Origin of the sequence: Tropicimonas aquimaris (assembly GCF_042676185.1) — a bacterium.
GTDB lineage: Bacteria > Pseudomonadota > Alphaproteobacteria > Rhodobacterales > Rhodobacteraceae > Tropicimonas > Tropicimonas aquimaris.
The window spans coordinates 24,876-45,433 of sequence record NZ_JBHTJT010000050.1; the positions used below are offsets into that span (position 1 = coordinate 24,876).

General features: G+C 66.1%; 21 protein-coding genes and 1 pseudogene. 7 read left to right on the forward strand and 15 right to left on the reverse strand.

What is annotated here, in order from left to right; genetic code table 11:
• Window positions 1-119: 119 nt before the first annotated feature.
• Genes ACFQ2S_RS20510 through ACFQ2S_RS20520 form a run of 3 tightly spaced genes read right to left on the reverse strand, consistent with a single transcriptional unit; the run spans window position 120 to window position 3,150 of the window.
• On the reverse strand, window positions 120-878 hold the full coding sequence (locus tag ACFQ2S_RS20510) for an ABC transporter ATP-binding protein (protein ID WP_386077628.1): 759 nt from the start codon (window positions 876-878) through the stop codon (window positions 120-122).
• 47 nt (window positions 879-925) lie between these two features.
• Entirely contained in the window at window positions 926-1,180 is a 255-nt protein-coding gene (locus ACFQ2S_RS20515) for a hypothetical protein (protein ID WP_386077388.1), read from the reverse strand.
• Entirely contained in the window at window positions 1,177-3,150 is a 1,974-nt protein-coding gene (locus tag ACFQ2S_RS20520; RefSeq protein ID WP_386077389.1) for an AMP-binding protein, read from the reverse strand. The genes ACFQ2S_RS20515 and ACFQ2S_RS20520 overlap by 4 nt, the downstream gene beginning before the upstream one ends.
• Before the next feature lie 257 nt (window positions 3,151-3,407).
• Between ACFQ2S_RS20520 and ACFQ2S_RS20525 the strand changes: the two genes are divergently transcribed.
• Window positions 3,408-3,971, forward strand: a complete 564-nt coding sequence (locus tag ACFQ2S_RS20525) for a L,D-transpeptidase (RefSeq protein WP_386077390.1) — start codon at window positions 3,408-3,410, stop codon at window positions 3,969-3,971.
• 102 nt (window positions 3,972-4,073) lie between these two features.
• On the opposite strand, the gene ACFQ2S_RS20530 is transcribed toward ACFQ2S_RS20525, so the two are convergent.
• Entirely contained in the window at window positions 4,074-4,628 is a 555-nt protein-coding gene (locus ACFQ2S_RS20530) for a L,D-transpeptidase (RefSeq protein ID WP_386077391.1), read from the reverse strand.
• Between the two features lie 180 nt (window positions 4,629-4,808).
• Here ACFQ2S_RS20530 and ACFQ2S_RS20535 point away from each other — a divergent pair, with 180 nt between their 5' ends.
• Window positions 4,809-5,432, forward strand: coding sequence for a hypothetical protein (locus ACFQ2S_RS20535; RefSeq protein ID WP_386077392.1), 624 nt, complete (start codon window positions 4,809-4,811; stop codon window positions 5,430-5,432).
• A 46-nt stretch (window positions 5,433-5,478) separates the two neighbouring features.
• On the opposite strand, the gene ACFQ2S_RS20540 is transcribed toward ACFQ2S_RS20535, so the two are convergent.
• Window positions 5,479-6,135 carry a peroxiredoxin gene (locus tag ACFQ2S_RS20540; protein ID WP_386077393.1) on the reverse strand — a complete coding sequence of 219 codons (657 nt, stop codon included), beginning with the start codon at window positions 6,133-6,135 and terminating at the stop codon, window positions 5,479-5,481.
• Between the two features lie 161 nt (window positions 6,136-6,296).
• Here ACFQ2S_RS20540 and ACFQ2S_RS20545 point away from each other — a divergent pair, with 161 nt between their 5' ends.
• On the forward strand, window positions 6,297-7,736 hold the full coding sequence (locus ACFQ2S_RS20545; protein WP_386077395.1) for an aldehyde dehydrogenase family protein: 1,440 nt from the start codon (window positions 6,297-6,299) through the stop codon (window positions 7,734-7,736).
• 72 nt (window positions 7,737-7,808) lie between these two features.
• Here the strand turns inward: ACFQ2S_RS20545 and ACFQ2S_RS20550 are convergent, their stop codons facing one another.
• From ACFQ2S_RS20550 to ACFQ2S_RS20565, 4 genes are read right to left on the reverse strand one after another with little or no spacing between them, the layout of a single operon-like run.
• Entirely contained in the window at window positions 7,809-8,447 is a 639-nt protein-coding gene (locus tag ACFQ2S_RS20550; protein ID WP_386077397.1) for an RluA family pseudouridine synthase, read from the reverse strand.
• Entirely contained in the window at window positions 8,444-8,827 is a 384-nt protein-coding gene (locus ACFQ2S_RS20555; RefSeq protein WP_386077399.1) for a GFA family protein, read from the reverse strand. The genes ACFQ2S_RS20550 and ACFQ2S_RS20555 overlap by 4 nt, the downstream gene beginning before the upstream one ends.
• Window positions 8,820-9,275: a GAF domain-containing protein gene (locus ACFQ2S_RS20560; RefSeq protein ID WP_386077400.1), complete on the reverse strand. Its 456-nt coding sequence runs from the start codon at window positions 9,273-9,275 to the stop codon at window positions 8,820-8,822. The genes ACFQ2S_RS20555 and ACFQ2S_RS20560 overlap by 8 nt, the downstream gene beginning before the upstream one ends.
• A complete protein-coding gene (locus ACFQ2S_RS20565) occupies window positions 9,275-10,435 on the reverse strand; it encodes a thiolase family protein (protein WP_386077402.1) in 1,161 nt (386 codons plus the stop codon). The genes ACFQ2S_RS20560 and ACFQ2S_RS20565 overlap by 1 nt, the downstream gene beginning before the upstream one ends.
• Window positions 10,436-10,528: 93 nt before the next feature.
• On the opposite strand from ACFQ2S_RS20565, the gene ACFQ2S_RS20570 reads away from it, so the two are divergent.
• Together ACFQ2S_RS20570 and ACFQ2S_RS20575 are read left to right on the forward strand one after the other, a co-directional pair.
• Complete coding sequence (locus ACFQ2S_RS20570) at window positions 10,529-10,873, forward strand: STAS domain-containing protein (RefSeq protein WP_386077404.1); 345 nt, start codon at window positions 10,529-10,531, stop codon at window positions 10,871-10,873.
• On the forward strand, window positions 10,873-11,445 hold the full coding sequence (locus tag ACFQ2S_RS20575; RefSeq protein ID WP_386077405.1) for an ATP-binding protein: 573 nt from the start codon (window positions 10,873-10,875) through the stop codon (window positions 11,443-11,445). Before ACFQ2S_RS20570 ends, ACFQ2S_RS20575 begins: the two co-directional genes overlap by 1 nt.
• 541 nt (window positions 11,446-11,986) lie before the next feature.
• On the opposite strand, the gene hspQ is transcribed toward ACFQ2S_RS20575, so the two are convergent.
• Window positions 11,987-12,313, reverse strand: a complete 327-nt coding sequence (gene hspQ / locus ACFQ2S_RS20580) for a heat shock protein HspQ (protein ID WP_386077407.1) — start codon at window positions 12,311-12,313, stop codon at window positions 11,987-11,989.
• An 83-nt stretch (window positions 12,314-12,396) separates the two neighbouring features.
• Here hspQ and ACFQ2S_RS20585 point away from each other — a divergent pair, with 83 nt between their 5' ends.
• Together ACFQ2S_RS20585 and ACFQ2S_RS20590 are read left to right on the forward strand one after the other, a co-directional pair.
• Complete coding sequence (locus ACFQ2S_RS20585) at window positions 12,397-13,278, forward strand: AEC family transporter (RefSeq protein ID WP_386077409.1); 882 nt, start codon at window positions 12,397-12,399, stop codon at window positions 13,276-13,278.
• 117 nt (window positions 13,279-13,395) lie between these two features.
• Window positions 13,396-13,980, forward strand: coding sequence for a transglycosylase SLT domain-containing protein (locus tag ACFQ2S_RS20590; protein WP_386077411.1), 585 nt, complete (start codon window positions 13,396-13,398; stop codon window positions 13,978-13,980).
• A 22-nt stretch (window positions 13,981-14,002) separates the two neighbouring features.
• On the opposite strand, the gene ACFQ2S_RS20595 is transcribed toward ACFQ2S_RS20590, so the two are convergent.
• The 5 genes and pseudogenes from ACFQ2S_RS20595 to ACFQ2S_RS20615 all read right to left on the reverse strand — a co-directional run bounded on the left by ACFQ2S_RS20595 (window position 14,003) and on the right by ACFQ2S_RS20615 (window position 20,492).
• Window positions 14,003-14,602 (reverse strand): LolA family protein, encoded by a 600-nt coding sequence (locus tag ACFQ2S_RS20595; RefSeq protein WP_386077413.1) that lies wholly within the window; start codon window positions 14,600-14,602, stop codon window positions 14,003-14,005.
• Window positions 14,603-14,695: 93 nt separating this feature from the next.
• Window positions 14,696-15,418, reverse strand: a complete 723-nt coding sequence (locus ACFQ2S_RS20600; protein ID WP_386077414.1) for a calcium-binding protein — start codon at window positions 15,416-15,418, stop codon at window positions 14,696-14,698.
• A 7-nt stretch (window positions 15,419-15,425) separates the two neighbouring features.
• Window positions 15,426-16,241 (reverse strand): annotated as a pseudogene (locus tag ACFQ2S_RS20605) (matrixin family metalloprotease); the annotation flags it as partial.
• 81 nt (window positions 16,242-16,322) lie between these two features.
• Window positions 16,323-19,292, reverse strand: coding sequence for a DNA translocase FtsK (locus ACFQ2S_RS20610; protein WP_386077416.1), 2,970 nt, complete (start codon window positions 19,290-19,292; stop codon window positions 16,323-16,325).
• A gap of 15 nt (window positions 19,293-19,307) precedes the next feature.
• Complete coding sequence (locus tag ACFQ2S_RS20615) at window positions 19,308-20,492, reverse strand: aminotransferase class I/II-fold pyridoxal phosphate-dependent enzyme (protein WP_386077418.1); 1,185 nt, start codon at window positions 20,490-20,492, stop codon at window positions 19,308-19,310.
• Window positions 20,493-20,558 lie beyond the last annotated feature (66 nt).

Consider the following 20,558-nt stretch of genomic DNA (forward strand, 5'->3'; position numbering starts at 1 on the left):
TCATTGCGGCCTCTCGCTTCCCGAAAGCCCCGGACTCGGGGGGCGCAACGGCCGCTCCGATGGAAAACGACCGCGGTTCCGGTCGTTTCGACCGGGGTTTGTGCGCAAAACGCCCGGGATCACTCATGCGGCACCCCCAGGTAGGCCTCGATCACATCCTGGTTGGAGCGCACCTCGCCCGGCGTGCCGTCGCCGATCTTCTTGCCGTAATCCATCACGACAACCCGGTCGGAAAGGTCCATCACCACCCCCATGTCATGCTCGATGAGTGCGATGGTGGTGCCGAATTCGTCATTCACATCAAGGATGAAGCGGGACATGTCCTCCTTCTCCTCGACGTTCATCCCCGCCATCGGCTCGTCCAGCAGCAACAGCGACGGCTCGGCGGCCAGCGCCCGCGCCAGTTCCACACGCTTCTTCAACCCGTAGGGAAGCCGCCCCACCGGGGTCTTGCGGATCGCCTGGATCTCGAGGAAATCGATAATCTTTTCAACCTGTTCCCGGTTTTGAACCTCTTCCCGCTCGGCCTTCCCCCACCAGATCGCCTGCTCCCAGAGCGACGCCTTCATATGCGTCAGCCGCCCGGTCATGACGTTGTCGAGCACCGTCATCCCCTCGAACAGCGCGATGTTCTGGAACGTCCGGCCGACGCCCATCCGGGCCACCTCGTAGGGCTTCATCGACGGCCGCGGCGCCCCCTTGTACCAGACCTCGCCCTCCTGCGGATGGTAGAAGCCACTGATAACATTGAGCATCGATGACTTCCCCGCGCCGTTCGGCCCGATGATCGCCCGGATCTCCCCCTCTCGGATGTCGAAGGAAATGTCCTTGATCGCCTCCACCCCGCCAAACCGCAGCGTGATGTTGCGCATCTCCATCAGAACGCCGCCAATCCGGCGGCCGTCCTCGGTCACGTAGCCGTCCGTCACGATATCCCCCCGATCCCCCAAAGGAACCCGGCGATCACCGCGCCGGCCGACATCGAAAAGGCTATCAGGAAACCATGGATCCAGACGTTGATGGGACGGTTCACCAGTGACGGGATCGGGATCGCAAAGGCCGCCCCGATCAGAGCTCCTCGGATTCCGGCCGGGGCCTCGCCGATCAGCACCAGCACGATCACCACAAGGCTGATTGGAACCGTGACCTTTGCCGGAAGGGTGTTGCCCTTGTTGCTCATTCCGCCGCCACCTCCAGATGCTTAGCCTCCGCCGTAGCGGCATCCACCAGCTTCAGCGTCGCCGAGATGCTGCCCTTGCGCCCGTCCTCGTAGGTAACTTCCGTGGTGGTGAAGATGCTCTCCGAGCCATCGTAAAGCGCCGCGATCAGGTCGGCGAATTTCTCCTCGATGATTCGCCGCCGCACCTTGCGGGTCCGCGTCATCTCCCCGTCGTCGGCGTCCAGTTCCTTGTGCAGCACCAGGAAGCGATGGATCTGGCAAGCCGAGAGCATCGGGTCCTGCGCCACCGACCGGTTCACGTCCTCGACATGCGCCCGGATCGTCTCGAGCACCTTCGGGTGCCCGGCCAGTTCCTGATAGGAGGCGTAGGCGATGTTGTTGCGCTCCGCCCAGTTGCCCACGGCGGTCAGGTCGATGTTGATGAAGGCGGTGCAGTAGTCGCGGGCATTGCCGAAAACCACGGCCTCCAGGATGTCGGGAAAGAACTTCAGCTTGTTCTCGACGTACTTGGGCGCGAACAGGCTGCCGTCGGCCATCTTGCCCACGTCCTTCGCCCGGTCAATGATCCGCAGGTGGCCGCTGCCTTCCTCGAAGAACCCGGCATCGCCGGTGGCGACCCAGCCCTCGGCATCCTTGGTCGAGGCCGTGCTTTCCGGGTTCTTGTAGTATTCCACGAAGGTGCCGGGCGAGCGGTAGAAGATCTCGCCGGTCTCGTCGATGCGGATCTCCACCCCGGGCGACACCACGCCCACGGTATCGGCGCGCACCTCGTTGTCCGGCTGCTGGGCGATAAAGACGCTGGCCTCGGTCTGGCCGTAGAGCTGCTTGAGGTTGATTCCGAGCGACCGGTAGAAATCGAAGATCTCCGGCCCGATCGCCTCGCCCGCGGTGTAGCCGACCCGCACACGGCTGAATCCGAGCGCATTTTTCAGAGGCCCGTAAACGGCGAACTCCCCGAGCGCGTAGCGCAGCCGGTCCAGCAGGCTTACAGACTTGCCATCCAGGATCGCGGGCCCCACCCGCCGGGCCAACGCCATGTAGTGCCGGAACAGCCACCGCTTCACCGGGCTGGCATCCTCCATCCGGATCATCACACTGGTCAGCTGGCTCTCGAACACCCGCGGCGGGGCGAAGAAATAGGTCGGCGCGATCTCGCGGAGGTCGGTCATCATCGTGTCAGCGCTCTCCGGGCAGTTCACGCAGAACCCGTTCCAATAGGCCTGCCCCATGGCGAAGATGAAATCGCCCACCCAGGCCATCGGCAGGTAGGCCAGGATCTCGTCCTCGGCCCGCAGATGGTCGAACTCGGAGGAATTCTTGGAGGTCTCGATGATGTTGCGGTTCGACAGAACCACGCCCTTGGGCTTGCCGGTCGTCCCGGAAGTGTAGAGCATCACGCAGGTGCTGTCGTAGCTCAGCTCCGCCTCGCGCCGGTGCAGCTCCTCCTCGTGGCGATAGTGCGAGGCCTTGCCCTCGTCGCGGATGTCACGCAGCCAGTTCAGGTGCTCGTGGTCGTATTTCCGCATGCCCCGCTTGTCGTGGTAGAGCACATGCTCGATCTGGTGGAGACGCTCCTGGATGTCGATGACCTTGTCGACCTGCTCCTGGTCGCCGCAGACCACGAAACGCGCGCCGCAGTGCTCCAGAACATAGGCCATCTCCTCGGCCACCGCGTCCTGGTAGAGCGGCACCGGAACCGCGCCGCACATCTGAGCCGCCACCATCGACCAGTAAAGATCCGGCCGGTTGCGCCCGATGATGGCAACGTAATCCCCACGCTCCATCCCAAGCGCCAGGAAGCCCATGGCCAGCCATTCGATTTCCTGCAGGGTCTCGGCCCAGGTCCAGCTCTGCCAGATCCCGTATTCCTTCTCGCGATACGCGGTGCGCGTGCCGAACTCGCGCGCGTTGCGCCTCAGGAGCGCAGGAACAGAACACAGATCGCCCGCAGGCGTTGTGGTCGCAGTCAAAAGATGTCCTCCCCTGGTGCCGTTGCGGACACCGCGGCCTTTTCAGCCTTGGGGTCAGTATAGGACGGGGATTCGGGGAGTCGTCAAATCTTTTTTGAACATGCGTTCAAATAAGCGCCCGGCGGCCTTGCCGGGGGCATTGAACTGCTGCAACACCCACGCCCGCTCTTGCAGGTTCATGCATGCGCGCCCTTCGAAGCCGCACGAATTTCCTGTATCCCCCGGGCAAACCGATCATGACGAAGGGGCAGTCACCAATGATCAGTCGCAGAAGCTTTCTTGCAAGCGCCGCCGCATCGGCAGCGATGCCGCTCCCGGCATTCGCCGCGACCCGGACCTCGACCAAGCTGCCGAAGAAATTCCGGCCGCAGGTGGTCAAGGTCTCCAGTGAATACCCGGCGGGCGAGATCCACGTCCTGACCGAGGATCACTTCCTGTTCTGGACCCTCGGCGACGGCAAGGCGATGCGCTACGGCATCGCCGTCGGCGCGCCGGGCCGCAATTTCCAAGGCGTCGCCGAGGTCCGCCGCAAGGCCGAATGGCCGAGCTGGACCCCGACCGCCAGCATGATCGCCGCCGAACCGCAGGTCTATGCCAAGTGGCGCAGCGGCCTGCCTGGCGGCCACGAGAAGAACCCGCTCGGCGCCCGCGCGCTCTACCTATACCAGGGCAACCGCGACACGCTCTACCGCATCCACGGCACGCCGCAGCCCTGGACCATCGGGCGTTCCTTCTCCTCCGGCTGCATCCGGCTGCAGAATGCCCATGTCGAGGAGCTTTACGAACACGTGCCGCTTGGAACGCGGGTCGTGGTCTACTGACCAGGCCGCCCCCGGCCCTTTACTTTTCCGGAAATACCCTCGGGGGGAGCGCCGCAAGGCGCTTGGGGGCAAACAGCCCCCTCCCCGGCCGCCACGCGCGCCTCAGTGGAAGGTGACGCTCGTCCCCACCGGCACCCGGTCATAGAGATCGACGATATGGTCGTTGTGCAGCCGGATGCAGCCCGACGACACCGACCGGCCAATCGTCCAGGGCTGCGGCGTGCCGTGGATGCGGTACATGGTGTCCCGTCCGCCGCGATAGAGATAGAGCGCACGCGCCCCCAGCGGATTCTCCGGCCCGCCCGGCATCCCCGAGGCCCACTTGGCATATACATGCGGCTCGCGCCGGATCATGTTGGCGGTCGGCGTCCAGCTCGGCCATTCCGCCTTGCGCCCGACATAAGCCGACCCGGACAGGTTGCGCCCCTCGGTGCCGATCGCCACGCCGTAGCGGATCGCCTGCTCGGGGGCGACGATATAATAGAGGAAATGCCGCCCGAGCTCGATGTGGATGTCGCCGGCCGTGAAGCCCGGCCGCACCCGGACGATCTGGGCCCGAAGCGACTTGTCGAGCTGGAAATCCTCCTGAGCACGCAGCAGACCCGGCGCGGCGAGGGCGGCGAGACCGGTGGCGAGGAAACGTCGTCTGGCGGGCATCGGCTTCTCCAGGGTTCTGGCTGACAAGGCACTCCATCCACTCACCAAGCTGTCGCAAAGACTGCCACCCGGACCGGAATGGCGCAACCGTGCGGTTTCCGGCACGCCCCGACCATATTCGAGCCACAGTCGCGGGATGAGATGGGACAGTGGGAGGGGCGGTCCAGTCGGGAGCCTGAAGTGACGCCGGAATTTGCGAAAGACATGGCCGTCTGGATCCATTTCATGGGTCTGGTGCCCGGCCTCCTCTATGCCCTTGCGGCCGATGCGACCGCGATGCGCAGCCTGCGGCGCCCATTGTCGGCCGAGGAGCTTCGGCAACTTCGCGACTTCCATCTGATCATCTCGCTTGCGCTGCTGCTGCTCTGGGCCAGTGGCCTCGCGCTGCTCTGGCTCAAGCTCGGGCCCGGTGGCGGCGGCCTGACGCCCAAGCTCATGGTCAAGCTCGCTGTCGTCTGCACGCTGACGGCCAATGCCGTGGCGATCGGGCGGATCGGCCTGAACGGGTTGGGTTCGCGCCCGCTGCTGCGCCTCGGCGACTATCCCGCCGCCTTCCGTATCCGCCTGGGCCTTATCGGCGGTCTCTCCGCCGCGTGCTGGATCTCGGCCTTTGCCCTGGGAATGTTCGCGCCGCTGGCGAGCATGGATTTCGGCCAGCTCGTCCTCCGGCTCGGACCGGTCTTCGCGCTCTGCCTCGCCGGTGGCCTCGCGATTGCCTATGTGGCGCGCGGGCTGGACCGCCGGCTCGCCGCGCTCCGCGAAGCCGCTATGCCCGCCCCCTCCGACCCGCTGACCTCGTCGTGAGGTCGGCCCCGCGGGGAGCGGGACCGACCCGGTTTGCCGGTGGCGATCAGACCGGCGAACGCGTCTTGCGCAGGTAGGGCAGCACCGCGTCGAACTCGCCGAACTTCTCCTTGGCCGCCGCGTCGTCCAGCGACAGGGCGACGATCACGTCCTGCCCCATGGTCCAGTTGGCCGGGGTGGCGATCGGGGTCTGGTAGGTCGCCTGCAGCGCGTCGAGCGCCCGCAGCACCTCGGCGAAGTTGCGTCCCACCGACATCGGGTAGGTCATCGTCAGCTGCAGCTTCTTGTTCGGCGCGATGATCATAACCACCCGCACCGAGGCGCTGTCCGCCGCCGTGCGGCCGTCGGGCAGGTAGGCGTCGGCGGGCAGCATGTCGAGCTGCTTGGAGATCGTCAGGTCGTCATCGGCGATGATCGGGAAGGTCACCGGGCTCTCGGCCACTTTCTCGATGTCGCCGATCCACTTCTTGTGCTCCTCGACGCCGTCGACCGACAGGCCGATCACCTTGGTGCCCCGCTTTTCCCATTCCTCGGCGAGCTGCGCCACGGCGCCGAACTCGGTGGTGCAGACGGGGGTGAAATCCTTCGGATGCGAGAAGAGAATCGCCCAGCTGTCGCCGATCCAGTCGTGGAACGAGGCAATCTCGCCCTGGCTCGTCGTGAGTTTCAGATCAGGCACAATGTCGTTTATACGCAGGCCCATGCTCGGGTCTCCTTCATGATTGGAAATGATCGCGTCCGCGTTGGCGAATATCGCTGCCTCGCCCTTAGATATATTCCAGACTCAGGAAAGAAACCCCCATCTTGCGACCCGCCTCAAGCGGTGACAGTGTGTCGCAAAATTCAAGACGGGAAGGATATCCCATGATCGAGAAACGCCAGTTCTACATCAACGGCGCCTGGGTGGACCCGGCCGCGTCGCGCGACTTTCCGGTGATCGACCCCTCCACCGAGGAGGAGGTCGCGGTGATCTCGCTCGGCGACAAGGCCGACACTGATGCCGCCGTCGCCGCCGCCAACGCCGCCTTCGAGACCTGGTCCCAGACCGACCCGGCCGAACGCATTGCCGTGGTCGAGAAGATCCTCGAGATCTACAACGCCCGCGCCGAGGACATGGCCCAGGCCATGACCACCGAGATGGGCGCGCCGCTCAAGCTCTCCCGCGAGGACCAGGTCGGCGCCGGCAGCTACCACATCAAGGACTTCATCCGCGCCGCGAAGGAGTTCGACTTCGTGCGGATGCTACGTCCCGATGCGCCGAACGACCGGATCATCCTGGACCCGATCGGCACCGTGGCGATGATCACGCCCTGGAACTGGCCGATGAACCAGGTGACGCTCAAGGTCATCCCGGCGCTGCTCACCGGTTGCACCATGGTGCTGAAGCCCTCCGAGATCGCCCCGCTCTCCTCGATCCTCTTCACCGAGATCCTCGACGAGGCCGGCGTGCCCGCGGGTGTCTACAACATGGTCAACGGCGACGGCGTCGGCGTCGGCAGCCAGCTTTCTGCGCATCCAGGCATCGACATGGTGAGCTTCACCGGCTCCACCCGCGCCGGCATCGCGATCTCCAAGGCCGCGGCCGACACGATCAAGCGCGTGAGCCTGGAACTCGGCGGCAAGGGCGCGAACCTGGTCTTTGCCGATGCGGACGAGGATGCCGTCCGCCGCGGCGTCGCCCACATGATGGAAAACACCGGCCAGTCCTGCAACGCGCCGAGCCGGATGCTGGTGGAACGCTCGATCTATGACGACGCGGTCGAGATCGCGCGCGAGACGGCCGAGCACACCGGCGTCGCGAATGCCCACGACGACGGCGATCACATCGGCCCGCTGGTCAGCCAGATGCAGTGGGACAAGGTGCAGGGCCTGATCCAGAAGGGAATCGACGAAGGCGCGCGGCTGGTGGCCGGCGGCCTCGGCCGGCCCGACGGGCTGAACCGCGGCTACTTCGCCCGCCCCACGGTCTTCGCCGACGTGACCAACGACATGACGATCGCCCGCGAGGAGATCTTCGGCCCGGTCCTGTCGATGATCCCCTTCGATACCGAGGAAGAGGCCGTCCGCATCGCCAACGACACCGTCTACGGCCTCACCAACTACGCCCAGACCCAGGACCCCGACCGCCTGCGGCGCATGGCCCGCAAGCTGCGCTCCGGCATGATCCATCTGAACGGCAAGTCCCGCTCGGCGGGCGCGCCCTTCGGCGGCATCAAGCAATCGGGCAACAGCCGCGAGGGCGGCGCCTGGGGGCTGGAGGATTTCGTCGAGGTCAAGGCGGTCGGCGGCTACCCGGCCGAGTGACCGACCAGGAGGGGCGGCGCGCCCGCCCTTCTCCTGGCTCCAATTCCCGCGGGGGGCAGACAGCCCCCTCCCTCAGAACGGGCAGGGCGCGACGAACTCCACCGGCGCCCCGCCGTCGGGATGCCGCAGCCCCAACCGTTCGGCATGCAGCATGAGCCGCGGCGCCACCCCATCGAAATACAGCGGATCGCCAAGGATCGGATGGCCGATCTCCGCCATGTGCACCCTGAGCTGGTGCGAGCGCCCGGTTTCCGGCAGCAGCGCGACCCGCGCCGCCTCCGCCTCCCGCTCCAGCACGCTCCAGCGCGTCCGCGCCGGCTTGCCGCGCGCGTGATCCACCATCTGTTTCGGCCGGTTCGGCCAGTCGGCGATCAGCGGCAGGTCGATCACCCCGCCCTCGGCCTCCGGATGGCCATGCACCCGGGCGATGTAGCGCTTGGACATGTGCCGCCGCTCGAACTGGAGCCCCAGGTGCCGCTGCGCCGTCCTGGTGCGGGCAAACACCATGACCCCCGACGTGTCGCGGTCCAGTCGGTGCACGAGGAGCGTGCCGGGATAGGCCGTCTCGAGCCGGGCCAGCAGGCAATCGGCCAGGTGCGCCCCCTTCCCCGGCACCGACAGCAGCCCCGAGGGCTTGTCGACCACTAGTAGCTCCGCATCCATGTGCAGCACGACCGGCGGCCCGGCAGGCGGATCGTAGGTGTCGCTCACGGCTCTTGCGGCACCCCGTCGGCGATCTCGTAGTAATCGCCCTTGTCGGCACAGAAGATATGTTTCTCGAGCCGCAGCCCGGTCACCCCGTCGAGTGAGCCGAGCGAGACCGAGATCGTCTCCTCGTCCAGTGCCCGCCAGAACAGGAAGGACCCGCAGTCCGGGCAGAACCCGCGCCGCGCGGCCTCGCTCGCCGCATACCAGCGCACCGGTCCGCTGATCTCCACCGCAGCCAGAGGTGCCTGCGCCGAGGCCCAGACGTGCCCGGACTGGCGGCGGCACTGGCTGCAATGGCAGGCCGAAACCGAGCTCAGCGGCTCCGCGACGCGGTAGGTCACGCCGCCGCAGAGGCAGCCCCCGGTGCGGACCGGATCAGCCACCGGCGAAGACCTTCTTCAGGATCCGCTCCAGCCCGGCGGCATCGGCCTCGTCGAAGGCCGCCGGCTGGTCGCTGTCGATGTCGAGCACGGCGATCAGCGCACCGGAGGCATCCCGGACCGGCAGCACGATCTCCGACCGGGTGGAGGTGGCGCAGGCGATGTGCCCCGGAAAGGCCTCCACGTCCGCCACGAGCTGCACCTCTCCGGTCCGCGCCGCGGCGCCGCAGACGCCGCGCGCGAAGGGGATCACCAGGCAGCCGTGCCCGCCCTGGTAGGGGCCGATCTTGAGCAGTTCCGGCGCGACCACCCGATAGAAGCCGGTCCAGTCGAACCGGTCGTCGGAATGGTGGATCTCGCAGGCGAGCGTGGCCATCAGCGCGACCGCGTCGTCCTCGCCCTCGGTCAGAGCCAGGATCGTCTTTTCAAGCTCAGTGTAATCGACCCGCATCACGGCCTCTCTATTGCAATCGCAGTGCCCTCGCCGCCGCCAATGCAGATCGCCGCGAGGCCCCGCTTCAGCCCGCGCTTCTCCAGCGCATTGAGCAGCGTCACCATGATCCGGGCGCCGGAAGCTCCGATCGGGTGGCCGAGCGCGCAGGCCCCGCCATTCACGTTCATCTTCTCTCGCGGAATACCCATCTCGCGCATGAAGGCCATCGGCACAACGGCAAATGCCTCGTTGACCTCCCAGAGATCCACGTCCCCGACATCCCAGCCGATCTTCTGCAGCAGCTTCTGCGCTGCCGGGACCGGCGCGGTGGTGAACCAGCCTGGCGCCTGCGCGTGGCTGGCGTGCCCGAGAATGCGCGCGCGCACCGGCAGGCCGGCGTCTTCCGAGGCAAGCACCAGCGCCGCGGCCCCGTCCGAGATCGACGAGGCATTGGCCGCCGTCACCGTGCCGTCCTTGCGGAAGGCCGGTTTCAGATGCGGGATCTTCTCCGGGCGGGCCACGCCGGGCTGTTCGTCCTCGTTCACCGTCACGTCGCCCTTCCGGCCCCTCACCAACACGGGCGTGATCTCGGCGTCGAAAGCGCCGCTCTCCTGCGCCGCCAGCGCGTTCGACAGCGAGCCGAGCGCGTAATCGTCCTGCCCCGTGCGAGTGAACTGGAAGTGCTCGGCGCAATCCTCGGCGAAGGTGCCCATGAGGCGGCCCTTGTCATAGGCATCCTCCAGCCCGTCGAGGAACATCGAATCCTGGACCTGCTGGTGCCCGATCCGCGCGCCGCCGCGCATCTTGGGCAGCAGGTAGGGCGCGTTGGTCATGCTCTCCATGCCGCCCGCGGCGACCACGTCGGACTGGCCGAGGGCGATCTGGTCGAAGGCCATCATCGCTGCCTTCATACCCGAGCCGCACATCTTGTTGAGCGTCGTGGCCGGCACCTCCTCGCCGAGGCCCGCGCCAAAGCCCGCCTGCCGCGCCGGTGCCTGCCCCTGACCGGCAGGCAGCACACAGCCCATGAGCAACTCGTCGACGGTCGTCACGCCGGCTTGCCCGAGCGCGGCCTTCAATGCCGAAGCGCCGAGCTCCGGCGCCGAGAGCCCGGAAAACACCCCTTGAAAGCCGCCCATCGCCGTTCGCGCCGCCCCGGAAATCACCACGTTACGCATGTCGTCCTCCCCGTTTCAGCCGCGTGCATACCGAATGGTAAGGTTTATCGTCCAGCCTTGTTGCCGATTGGACCTGCCGCACCGGAGGAGCGCATGGAATTCGAGACTCGCACGGAAGGCGACGTTCTCAGGATCGATGTTCTGGCCACGCGGATCGATGCTGCCTGCGCCATCCAGTTCAAGGACTGGATGCGGGACCTCTGCGCCGATTGCCCGGAGCGGGTGGTGCTGGATCTCCAGCGGGTCGATTTCCTCGATTCGTCCGGTCTGGGCGCGGTGGTGGCGGCCATGAAGTTCCTCGGGAATGGCCGCAGGCTGGAACTCGCCGGGCTGACACCCAAGGTCTCCAAGGTCTTTCGCCTGACCCGGATGGACTCGGTCTTCACCATTCACCAGTCCGCCGACGACGTATGCGGCAGCGGGAGCAACGTCGCCTGATGGAAAGACGGCGGGCATCCGGCACGCTGGGGCCATCATGCGCAGGGTCGGCAACGCCCGGTGCGGCTGCATCCGACCCGACGCCGTCGGCGCCCGGTCTTCCTGCCGAGTGCAGCGGCGTTACGCAGCGACCATGCCGCGGGTGCCTCGGTTACCTCCACGAGATCGTCGGCGACACGCCGAACGATGTACGCCGCGCCCTGCGAAGGATCGTCCGTTCCCTCGCCTTGCACGGGCTCTCGGCGAAGGATTGCGTAGATGCGGAACTCGTGCTGGCCGAGATCATGAACAATGTCGTGGAACATTCCTATCTCGGACCGATCTCGGGGGTCTTCAGCGTCGAGATCGCGATTCTCACCAGCGGTCTGAACGTGGTCGTGGAGGATGACGGCGCTCCGATGCCGAACCTGCGGCTGCCGGCAAGCCACCCACACGACCTCTCGGTCGAACTGAACGATCTTCCGGAGGGCGGGTTCGGATGGCTGATGATCCGGGAACTTGCCAAGGATCTTCACTACGAACACCACAAGGGTCGCAACCGACTGCAGTTCCGACTGGAGACATCCTCATGACCCAATGCTTTGAAGATGTACGCCACGCTGTCGCCGCAATCACACCGCAGGAATGCCCCGAATCGTCGGCATCCTATAGGTGTAGCTCCAAAAGGCTTCCCTCGACGCCGCGTGTTTTCAGCCCCCACCCAAAGCGCGGCGTCGAGGTCCTGCCTTCGGGGAGACCCACTTCAGCTGTTCCGCGAAACCCTCGATCCGGCAATTCCGTCCGGATCGCCCTCTTCCAGCCGAAGGGGAAACTTTCGGCATCGCACGCGTCGATGGCGCCGGCCCGAAGCCGCGTTCACGTGACGGAGCGGACCCAAAGCCGACGACCGTTCGGATGAATGTTGGAGGAACCTGACGATGGATACGCGGTCCTGCATGGCTTGCGACCGCCAGAAAAGGCCCGGCTACAGCCCACAGCCCAGCCATTCGGCCAGCCCAACGTCGCGTTTGGCTAAACCCACAGAAATCAAGGATACTTCCAGCGCCAGAGCAGAGTCGCGCACTGATCGCGCACCATCATGGCGCGCGCCATAATCCACAGTGTTCGCACCAGTCAGTTCAGCTGGAAGTGCAGCGGATAGATGCCGTCGCGAAACTCTCCGAACAGATCCGGAAGGTCGGGATGATCGACAGGTTCCCCGGAATAATCCGGCACCAGGTTCTGTTCCGAGACATACGCCACGTAGTAGCTCTGATCGTTCTCGGCCAGCAGGTGATAGAACGGCTGCTCCTTTTCCGGACGGCTTTCTTCCGGAATCGCATCATACCAGGCTTCGGTGTTGGAAAAGATCGCGTCGACATCAAAGACCACACCCCGGAAAGGATGTTTGCGGTGCCGAACAACTTGGCCCAAGTGATATTTGGCTTTACTCTTATGCATACACAAAGTCCCCACGGTAAATGTGGTACGAATTTGCGGGGCGCGAGTCCATCCGCCAGTGCCAGAATCATGGGAAACAGTGTGTGAACGCCCTCGTCACAGTCCTTGAAATCACCGCTCCCGTGTTCCTCCTGGCCGCCCTGGGCTATGGCTGGACGCGCATGGGATGGGACTATCCGGTTTCCTTCATCACCCGCCTGGCGATGACGCTCGCCGTCCCCTGCCTGATCTTCACCGCCCTGATGACTTCGCCCGCGGACCCGGCCTCGCTGGCCGCGATCTCCCTCGCCGCGACGCTTGGCTACGTGCTGGCCGCGATCGTGCTTGCGGCATTCCTACGATTCGCGGGGTTCGACCGGCGCAGCCTGCTCGCGCCGATGATCTTCGGAAATACCGGCAATCTCGGCCTGCCGCTGGCCTTTTTTGCCTTCGGGCAGGAGGGGCTCGGCCTCGGCGTGGCGGTGCTGGCGGTGACGACGATCGGGATGTTCACTTTCGGCCTGCTGCTGTTCTCCGGCGGCACGAACCCGGCCCGCGTGCTGCGCGAACCTATGCTGATCGCGTCAGTGCTTGGCGGGCTGTTTCTCTGGCAGGGGTGGCAGACCCCGCAATGGCTGACCAACTCGCTGGAGTTGATCGGGCAGATGGCGATCCCGCTGATGCTGCTGACGCTCGGTGTGGCGATGGGCCGCCTGCACCCCGGCGCACTGTTTCGCTCGTTCGGGCTCTCGCTGGTCAAGCTTGTGGTCTCCGCCTGCGCCGGGATCGCCGCGGGGCTGGTTCTTGGCCTGCCGCCGGTGCCGATGGCGGTGCTGATTATCCAGATCATCACGCCGGTCCCGGTGACCGCCTACCTGCTCGCGGAGAAATACGATGCCGACAGCGAGTCCGTGGCAGGTCTCGTGGTTGTCTCCACGCTTCTCTCGATCGCCGTCTACCCGGTCGCGCTGGCAATCCTTCTGTAACAACCCACGAAAAATTGTGCTGTTCGGTCTACCTGTTCTGCGTTCACCCCGGATGCGATTTCGCCTAGACTGGAAAAAAACGAGCAGATCAAAAAACAAATCGGATCGGACAGGCGGATGATCAGATCTCTATGCGCCTTGTTTCTCCTGGCGGTTCTTGCGGGCTGCGGGGGCGGTAACAAGGTATCTCCCAATAACCTCGACAATGCCTGCAGCATTGTCGACCAGCGCCCGCAATACCTGCGCGCCATGCGAAAGGCCGAGCGGAAGTGGGGTGTGCCGGTTCCGGTGCAGATGGCGATTATCCACCAGGAAAGCAAGTTCGACGGCGACGCCCGTACCCCGCTGCAATGGCAACTGGGCGTGATCCCGATGGGTCGTCAAAGCTCGGCCTACGGCTATTCCCAGGCGCTCGACGCCACCTGGGATCAGTACAAGACCGAGACCCGCAATCGCCGGGCCAAGCGTGACGACATCAGCGACGCCACCGATTTCATGGGCTGGTACATGAACAAGACACGATCGAGGAACGGCATTCCGCTTACCGATGCGCGCCGCCAGTACCTCGCCTATCACGAGGGTTGGAGCGGCTACTCCCGCCAGAGCTACAATTCGAAGGGGTGGCTGGTGAACGTGGCCGCGCGGGTCGGCGACCGGGCGCTCGTCTACGACCGTCAGCTCCGGTCCTGCGGCAAGCTCTGACCGCAGGCCTGCCGGCGCGCTGCTAGTTGCGGCGCGCTTCTTCGCGGGGGATGTCGAACAGCGACGATTGCATTCGGGTTCCCGTCTTCAGCTCGCCAAGGATGACAGTGGTCTGGTCACCCGCGCCGTCGGTGATCACCCACTGGCGCAACTCGATCGGGTCCGGGGTGAACACCAGTCGGATCGTGCCGTATTCGGGGTTCTCCGGATCCTGTGCGACCACGCTCGTCGTCTTGCCGTCGGTGCTATGGGCGACAACCATGCGCGCCTGGGAGAGGTTCACATTCTTCTGCAGGATGATGCTGAGCGGCGTCTGGCGCAGCGGATACTGGGTGGAGCCCGCGTTGGACTTGGGGTCGAAGATCGCCACCGTCCCGCCGCCGGCCATCACCAGCGAATTGTCCGGCGGGTTGTACTCGAACCGCGCCCGCCCGGGCCGGTGGAGATAGACCTTGCCGGTCGAGATCGTGCCGTCGGCATTGATCTGGGTGAACTCTCCCGAGGCGGTTTCGAACCCGTTGAGGTAGTTCGACAGCGCGTTCAGCGAGATCTTCTCCGCCGAGGCGGGGCCAGCCAGCGTCAGCGTGAGTGCGAGTGCGAGAATGGAAGCAAGACGTTTCATCATGACATCTGAGTATGATCTCCCGGGGGCGCTTACCAGAGTGCGCGCTCTCAAAGCGGCGTGAACGGCGGAAGCCGGCCACCTCCCTGCTGGTCAGGCATCGATGAAGATCTGCCAGTCCGCAAGGCCGGTGAGCTCGGCCTTTGCCACATCCATGATCCGGATCTCCAGGTCGGCCCCGAAGCGGACAAAGCTGTCGGAGCCGCCTCCCGTTTTCACGAAGCGGGCATGTGACGTGGAAAAGCCGGTCGCCGCGATGTCGATCCGATCGATCCCGAGCTCGAAATCGGTGATCCGGTCGGTCGCGCCGAAATCTTGCCGGGTAAAGACAAAGGTGTCGCGGGCATTCCGACCGCCGATCAGGACATCGGCGCCGCTGCCGCCACCCAGCGTGTCGGTGCCGCCGCCGCCGATCAGGCGGTCGTTTCCGGCGTCGCCAGAGAGGCTGTCATTGCCCGCCTCGCCAAGAAGCCTGTCCTTCTGCGCGCCGCCCGAAAGCGTGTCGTCGTCCGCGCCGCCGCGCAAAGTGTCGGTGCCCTTGCCACCGTCGAGCGTATCCTCGCCCCCGCCTCCGCGCAGGTCGTCCCGGCCTGCGCCGCCGCGCAGGATGTCATCGTTGACCCACCAGAATTGCCCGTCGTCGCCGATCAGCAGGTCGTCGCCCTTGCCGCCGACGAGCAAGTCGTTGCCGTCATGGCCCTTGAGCGTGTCGTCGCCGTCCTGACCGAAGAGCCTGTCGTTGAAATCGTAGAGCCGGCCCTCGACCTTCCCGGTCGCCCAGAAGCGTGTCGTTGCCTGCCCCGCCGCGCAGGACATCGGCGCCGCCATTGCCCATGAGCCGGTCGTTGCCGCCGCCGCCCTCGAGCCGGTCCGCCTTTTCCCAGCCCCAGATCTTGTCGGCCCCGCCCTTGCCGTCGATGTGGTTCTTGATGTGGAGCAACCCGACCACCTGCTCCCCCCGCTTGGTCCCTTCGGCGGTGAAGACCCCTCTCTCAAGCGCGTAACGCCAGCCATTCAGGGCCTCGGACGTGCCGTAGATATGCTGGACGGCCTGCACGTCAAACGGGCTCGGCTCGGTCTGGGGATCGGAGGTGTAGTTATAGGACATCACCGTATTGTCGGTGCTGTCGACGGACGACTTCAGGGTATATGTCCCCTCGAACGGATGGCCGAGACCGAGTGTGTGGCCCAGCTCGTGCAGGACGGTGGTAAAGCCGTGGCCGCTGGTCATCTCGTTCTTGTCGAGGTTCATCACGAAATCCTTGGGGTTGTCGAAGGCCCCGCTGTCGATGTTCGTGAAAGGCAGGCTGGCATAGCCCGCAAGGTTGCCGGCGTCGACGTCGGCCGCATAGGCCAGCACCATGGCGGTCTCGTCCGTCGTCTCGACGAAGCGCACCCCCGCGATCGCCTCGTAAAGGCCGAGCGCCTTGCGGAACGCGGCCTCCTCGGCCGCGGTGTAGCTCCGGAAGGATTTCGCGCCGTAGGGGTTTTCGTCCGCCAGCAGGCCGGGAAGGTCTGAGCCGGTGGCGAAGCGGTAGGAGATGAAGACAGAGGTTCCGAGGGGCTCGTTGGCGTTCCACCGGTCGCCCTCGTTGTCGAGATAGGCCAGGATCGCCCTGTAGTCGCCGACTTCCGTCATGGGCCTCCCCTCCTGGTCGATGGAGACGATAGCACAGGCCCGCCGCCGGGGTAATCCCGGCGCCGGGCAGGGGAGGGGGGATCAGGCCTGTTCGGGCACCAGGATCTCGCGCTTGCCGACGTGGTTGGACGCGCTGACCAGCCCTTCCTCTTCCATCTGCTCCACGAGGCGCGCGGCCTTGTTGTAGCCGATTGCCAGCTTGCGCTGGATGTAGGAGGTGGAGCACTTGCGATCCTTGATGACGATCGCGACCGCCTGGTCGTAGAGCGCATCTTCGCCGTCGGTATTGCCGCCGAGGCCGAGGACGAGATCGATGTCGCTCTCCTTGTCCTCGTCGGGGCCGTCCAACACGCCGCCCACGTAGTCCGGCGGACCGAAGGCCTTGAGGTGGTTCACGATCTCCTCGACCTCCTCGTCACTCACGAAGGGGCCGTGGACGCGGGTGATCTTGGCGCCGCCGGCCATGTAGAGCATGTCGCCCATGCCGAGGAGCTGTTCGGCGCCCATCTCGCCCAAGATCGTCCGGCTGTCGACCTTGGAGGTCACCTGGAAGGAGATCCGAGTCGGGAAGTTGGCCTTGATTGTGCCGGTGATGACGTCGACCGAGGGACGCTGCGTGGCCATGATGATATGAATGCCCGAGGCCCGGGCCATCTGCGCCAGGCGCTGGATGCAGGCCTCGATTTCCTTGCCGGCGACCATCATCAGGTCGGCCATCTCGTCGACGATCACGACGATGAAGGGCAGCAGCTCGGGCGCGAATTGCTCGGTCTCGAACACCGGCTCGCCGGTCTCGTCGTCAAAGCCCGTCTGCACGGTGCGCGAGAACATCTCGCCCTTGGACTGCGCATCCTTCACGCGGCTGTTGTAACCCTCGATGTTGCGCACGCCCATCTTGGACATCTTCCGGTAGCGGTCCTCCATCTCGCCCACGACCCACTTAAGCGCCACGACGGCCTTCTTGGGGTCGGTCACGACGGGCGAGAGCAGGTGCGGGATGCCATCATAGACGGAGAGTTCCAGCATCTTGGGGTCGATCATGATCATCCGGCACTCTTCCGGGCTGAGCCGGTAGAGCAGCGAAAGGATCATGGTGTTGATCGCCACCGACTTACCGGAGCCCGTGGTCCCGGCGATCAGCAGGTGGGGCATCTTGGCGAGGTTGGCCACGACCGGCGCTCCGCCGATGTCCTTGCCGAGCGCGAGCGGTAGCGGCATCGAGGTGTCGCCGAATTCGCGGGCCGAGAGGATCTCTCGCAGCACCACCTTCTCGCGGTTGGCGTTGGGCAGTTCGATGCCGATCACCGAGCGGCCGGGCACGGTGGAGACACGGGCAGAGAGCGCCGACATCGAGCGGGCGATGTCGTCGGCCAGGCCGATCACACGGCTCGCCTTGAGGCCCGGCGCGGGCTCCAGCTCATACATGGTCACGACCGGGCCGGGACGGACGGAGACGATCTCGCCCTTCACGCCGTAATCGTCGAGCACGTTCTCGAGCATCCGGGCGTTCTCCTCCAGCGCCTCGTCGGAGAGCACGTGGCGCTCGACCGAGGTCGGGCTGGTCAGCAGCGACAGCGGCGGGATCTCGTATTGCTCGGCCTCGGCGGGCTCCAGCTCCAGCGAGGGCTGCGCCTCGGCACGGGCCTGGCGGGAGGGTTCGGACCCCTTGCGGATCGGATGCTGAACCACGGCCTTCGGCTCGTCGTCGAGCGACGCGACCGGGGTGCCGCGCTCGTAGATCGTCGGCGCGACCTGCGGGCGGGCGGCGCTCGGCGCGGGCTGCGGCGCGCGGGGCGCGACGGGGGCCGGCGCTTCGACGGGCTGCGGCTGCGGGGCACGCTGGGCGGGCAGCGTCTGCACTTGCATCGGCGGCATGGCCGGCGGCGGCATGTCGTCGATCTCGGCCATCGGCGCGGAAGGCACGGCGCCCGGCACCTTGAGGATCAGCGGATTGGGGCCGCGGCGGCGCACCACCGGCGGCTCGGCCCGGCCGATCGTGCTCGGGGCCGCGGGACGCGGGATGGCGCGGGCGCGGACCCGGAGCGCATCGGCGATCCGCGCCTTGATCCGCTCCTCGCTAGGGCCGGCATCCTCGGCGTTCTCGTAGAGATCCTCGTCGTCATAGTCCGCGGCGGCGGGCTCGGCGACGAAGGCGGCCTCCGGCGTGGGGGCACGGCGCACCAGCTTGGTGACCGAACCGAGCAGCTTGCCGGCGGCGGGACGTTCGGCGCGCAGGGGCGGCTCGGGCGGCAGGTCGTAGTCGTCGTCCTCGAACAGCACCGGCTCGCTCTGGCGGCGCTCGGCCCGGTCCTCGACGCGCGCCGCACGGCGTTCGGCAAGCCGCGCCCGCTGTTCGCCGCCCTTCTCGGCAAGCCCCCGGGCCAGCACGGCCGTCCCGGCGAAGCCCACGCCCGCGGCGCGCAGCAGGCCCGCGTAGAGAAGGATCACGCCGACAATCAGGAAACGGCCGATCCGGCGCAGCTCGTCGAAGGTGAAACCGGTCACGAAGAGCAGCATCGACAGGGCGCCGAGCCCGACCGGCACGGCCAGCAGGCGCACGCCGAAGCTCGCGGAGATCGGCAGCATGTTGAGCGTGGCGCCCAGCACGGTGTCGCCGAACAGCCCGCCGAGGCCGAAGCTGTGGGTCCATTCGGAACTGGGCACGACGGTCGAGGCATAGACGGCGGCGCAGGCCACCGCGATCGGCGCGAAAAGCAGCCGGCCGAGCGCGCGCTCGGTCCCGCAATGGGCCAGCAGGCGGATGCCCCAAGCCATGGCGATCACCGCCAGCGCCCAGCTTCCGAAGCCCACGACGATGAAGAGCGGCGCGGCGATGGAGGCGCCGAACCGGCCCAGCAGGTTGCGCACCGGCGCGTCGGTGGCGGAGAAGAAGGACGGATCCTGTGGCGCGTAGGAGGCAAGCATCGCCGCGATTGCAGCGGCCAGCCCAAGGAGCATGATCCCGACCAGCTCCCGTCCACGCCTTTCGATGGCTTCCTGCATGGAGCTGTCGAGAAGGGGGTCACGCTGTCTTGTCTGATATGAAGCCATCGGATCTTTTCGTCCTTATTTTTCGTAGAGGCAGTCACGCAGGCCCAGCAACCCGCGCCGCAACTCGTCCATCCCTGCAACCATCGCGACCCGGACATATCCCTTGCCGGGATTGTCTCCACCCACGTCGCGACCCAGATAGGCGCCGGGCAGAACCCGCACGCCGGTCTGTTCGAATACCTGTTTCGCCGCCGTCTCGCCATCGCTGACCGGCAGCCAGAGGAAAAATCCCCCTTCGGGCCCCTGATACCCCTCCACGCCGGACATGATCTCGTCGGCGAGGCGGAATTTCTCCTGATAGATCGCGCGCGAAGCCTCCACGTGGGCCTCGTCCGCCCAGACCCGCTCGGCCACCCGCTGCAGCGGCAGCGGCAGCGGCGCCCCGGCATAGGCGCGGAGCTGGCGGATGCGCGCCATGCATTGCGGGCCGGAGGCGACGAAGCCAGAGCGCAGGCCGGGCAGGTTCGACCGCTTGGAGAGCGAGTGGAAGATCACCACCCGCTCCGGGTCCGCCCCGGTGGCCTGCGCCATCTGGAGCGCGCCGGGCGGCGGCGCGTCACGGTAGATCTCGGAATAGCACTCGTCGGCCATGATCCGGAAATCGTGGCGCTCGGCCAGGTCGAGCAGCCGCCGCCAGTAGGCCTCGTCCGCGACCGCACCCTGCGGGTTCGAGGGCGAGCAAACATAGGCGAGCGTCACACGGTCCAGCAGCTCGGCCGGCAGGGCGGTGTAATCGGGCAGGAAACCGGTCTCGGCCGTGGCAGGCACGAAGACGGGGTCGGCCCCGGCCATCAGCGCGGCAACCGCGTAGACCTGGTAGAACGGATTCGGCACCAGCACCACGGGCGCCTTGCCCCGCTTGGTCTCCGGGCTGAGCGCCAGCGCGGTGTTGAACAGCCCTTCGCGGGTGCCGTTCAGAGCCATGATCTGCGTGTCCGGGTCGACCGTCACGCCATAGCGGCGCCCGATCCAGCCCGCGATCGCAGCCCGCAGCTCCGGAGTGCCCTCGTTGGGCGGATACTTCGCGAAACCGGCGATGTTCTGCGTCAGCACGTCTTCGAGGAAGTCCGGCATGGCATGGCGCGGCTCGCCGATCGTCATGTCAATGACGTCGCCGCCCGGCTCGGACTCGGCCAGCAATTTCCGCAGACGCGGAAAGGCGTATTCGGGTAGGTCCGAAAACCTGTCGGGGAACGTCATGCGCTCGCTTGCTGTAAACTGCCTCGGGGTCGGGGTCGTGACGCCCCGTTTGGTGACAGATTAGCC